Origin of the sequence: Pseudomonas sp. NPDC089741 (assembly GCF_044748825.1) — a bacterium.
GTDB lineage: Bacteria > Pseudomonadota > Gammaproteobacteria > Pseudomonadales > Pseudomonadaceae > Aquipseudomonas > Aquipseudomonas helmanticensis.
Window position 1 is genome coordinate 2,669 of sequence record NZ_JBIVGT010000067.1, and the last position, 2,580, is coordinate 5,248.

At 51.9% G+C, this 2,580-nt stretch carries 3 protein-coding genes and 1 tRNA gene; all 4 read left to right on the forward strand.

Features of this window, described 5'->3' with window-relative positions; all coding sequences use genetic code 11:
- The first annotated feature begins 192 nt into the window (after positions 1-192).
- The 4 genes from tuf to nusG all read left to right on the forward strand — a co-directional run bounded on the left by tuf (position 193) and on the right by nusG (position 2,472).
- Positions 193-1,386, forward strand: a complete 1,194-nt coding sequence (tuf, locus tag ACIPZE_RS28590; RefSeq protein WP_053124324.1) for an elongation factor Tu — start codon at positions 193-195, stop codon at positions 1,384-1,386.
- Between the two features lie 53 nt (positions 1,387-1,439).
- A tRNA-Trp gene (locus ACIPZE_RS28595) sits at positions 1,440-1,515 on the forward strand.
- A gap of 45 nt (positions 1,516-1,560) precedes the next feature.
- The gene (gene secE / locus ACIPZE_RS28600; protein ID WP_009045851.1) at positions 1,561-1,929 is read left to right on the forward strand and encodes a preprotein translocase subunit SecE; all 369 of its coding nucleotides are present in this window, start codon (positions 1,561-1,563) and stop codon (positions 1,927-1,929) included.
- 9 nt (positions 1,930-1,938) lie between these two features.
- Positions 1,939-2,472, forward strand: a complete 534-nt coding sequence (gene nusG / locus ACIPZE_RS28605) for a transcription termination/antitermination protein NusG (RefSeq protein WP_007916492.1) — start codon at positions 1,939-1,941, stop codon at positions 2,470-2,472.
- The last annotated feature ends 108 nt before the right edge of the window (positions 2,473-2,580 follow it).

Genomic DNA, 2,580 nt, shown 5'->3' on the forward strand with positions numbered 1-2,580 from the left:
AATCAAACTTAAAACGATATAAAAAGTGTTTAGATCATTTAGCTCAGTTGGTAGAGCACACCCTTGGTAAGGGTGAGGTCAGCGGTTCAAATCCGCTCAAGAGCTCCATATAACAAGGCAGATATGAAAATATCTGCCTTTGTTTTAATGGCTAATGTTGTTTGCTCAATTCTTCTGTTAAGGGTGATATCGATGGCTAAGGAAAAATTTGATCGTTCCCTGCCGCACGTCAACGTTGGGACCATTGGTCACGTTGACCACGGTAAAACCACTTTGACTGCTGCTCTGACTCGCGTTTGCTCCGAAGTTTTCGGTTCGGCAATCGTTGACTTCGATAAGATCGACAGCGCCCCAGAAGAGAAAGCTCGCGGTATCACCATCAATACCGCGCACGTTGAGTACAACTCGAAAATTCGTCACTATGCTCACGTTGACTGCCCGGGTCACGCTGACTATGTGAAGAACATGATCACCGGTGCTGCTCAAATGGACGGCGCTATTCTGGTTTGCTCGGCCGCTGATGGTCCGATGCCGCAAACCCGTGAGCACATCCTGCTGTCCCGTCAGGTTGGCGTTCCGTACATCGTGGTTTTCCTGAACAAGGCTGACCTGGTAGATGACGCTGAACTGCTGGAACTGGTCGAGATGGAAGTTCGCGACCTGCTGTCCACCTACGACTTCCCGGGCGATGACACTCCAATCATCATCGGTTCGGCTCGTATGGCTCTGGAAGGCAAAGACGACAACGAGATGGGCACCACTGCCGTCAAGAAGCTGGTTGAGACTCTGGACAGCTACATCCCAGAACCAGTTCGTGTCACCGACAAGCCGTTCCTGATGCCAATCGAAGACGTATTCTCGATCTCGGGTCGCGGTACTGTTGTGACCGGTCGTATCGAGCGCGGTATCGTTCGCGTTCAAGATCCGCTGGAAATCGTTGGTCTGCGTGACACCACCGTTACTACTTGCACCGGTGTTGAAATGTTCCGCAAGCTGCTCGACGAAGGTCGTGCTGGCGAGAACTGCGGCGTTCTGCTGCGTGGTACCAAGCGTGACGACGTTGAGCGTGGTCAGGTTCTGGTTAAGCCGGGTTCGGTTAAGCCGCACACGAAGTTCACTGCAGAAGTTTACGTTCTGAGCAAGGAAGAAGGCGGTCGTCACACTCCGTTCTTCAAAGGCTACCGTCCACAGTTCTACTTCCGTACTACTGATGTGACTGGTAACTGCGAGCTGCCAGAAGGCGTTGAAATGGTGATGCCAGGTGACAACATTCAGATGACTGTTACCCTGATCAAAACCATCGCGATGGAAGACGGTCTGCGTTTCGCTATCCGTGAAGGCGGTCGTACCGTCGGCGCTGGCGTCGTAGCCAAAATCATCGAGTAAGTTGTTGTAATGTCTTTTTCGGGCCGGCATAATGGTCGGCCTGATTTTGTTTTAGGTCAGTAGCTCAATTGGCAGAGCGACGGTCTCCAAAACCGTAGGTTGGGGGTTCGATTCCCTCCTGACCTGCCAGATTCACTTGGTGTGTCTGGCTTTCTTTTCACAGGATCTTCATAGATGACTCCTAAAGCTGAAGCTCAAGGCTCTCGCTTCGATCTGCTCAAGTGGCTTGTAGTAGTCGCTTTGGTGGTTGTTGGCGTTGTTGGCAATCAGTATTACTCTGCTTCGCCGATCCTGTACCGCGTACTCGCATTGCTTGCCATTGCTGCTGTAGCTGCCTTTGTAGGCCTGCAGACAGCGAAGGGCAAGTCTTTCTTTGTACTGGTTAAGGAAGCTCGCACCGAAATTCGTAAAGTCGTGTGGCCAACTCGCCAAGAAACCACGCAGACCACCCTTATTGTGGTGGCTGTTGTTCTGGTTATGGCGTTGCTGTTGTGGGGGCTTGATTCCCTGCTCGGCTGGCTTGTTTCCTTGATTGTCGGCTAAGGGTGTCCCGTGGCTAAGCGTTGGTATGTTGTGCATGCTTACTCGGGTTACGAGAAGCATGTAATGCGCTCGCTCGTCGAGCGCGTAAAGCTGGCTGGCATGGAAGATGGCTTCGGCGAGATTCTGGTTCCCACTGAAGAAGTGGTTGAAATGCGTAATGGCCAGAAGCGCAAAAGCGAACGAAAGTTCTTTCCAGGCTATGTGCTGGTTCAGATGGATATGAATGAGGGTACTTGGCACTTGGTCAAGGATACACCTCGGGTGATGGGTTTTATTGGCGGTACTGCTGATAAGCCGGCACCAATCACCGATAAAGAGGCGGAAGCAATTCTGCGTCGTGTTGCTGATGGTAGCGACAAGCCTAAGCCGAAGACGCTCTTCGAGCCAGGTGAAACGGTGCGAGTCAATGATGGTCCATTTGCTGATTTCAATGGCGTCGTTGAAGAAGTTAACTACGAAAAGAGCCGGATCCAAGTGGCAGTGCTCATTTTCGGTCGCTCTACCCCGGTAGAGTTGGAGTTCAGTCAGGTCGAAAAGGTCTAACTGGACAAGCATCCCAACCCCGCAGCCCTAGGCTGTGGGGTTTTGTCGTCACTGGGATAAACGCGCAAGTAACCGGGGAGCCTTTCGAGGCGTTCGAACCCGTAATTG

Excerpts from the sequence above, each read along its gene's own strand:
- tuf (WP_053124324.1), top strand. The coding sequence starts at position 193 with ATGGCTAAGGAAAAATTTGATCGTTCCCTGCCGCACGTCAACGTTGGG.
- secE (WP_009045851.1), top strand. The coding sequence starts at position 1,561 with ATGACTCCTAAAGCTGAAGCTCAAGGCTCTCGCTTCGATCTGCTCAAG.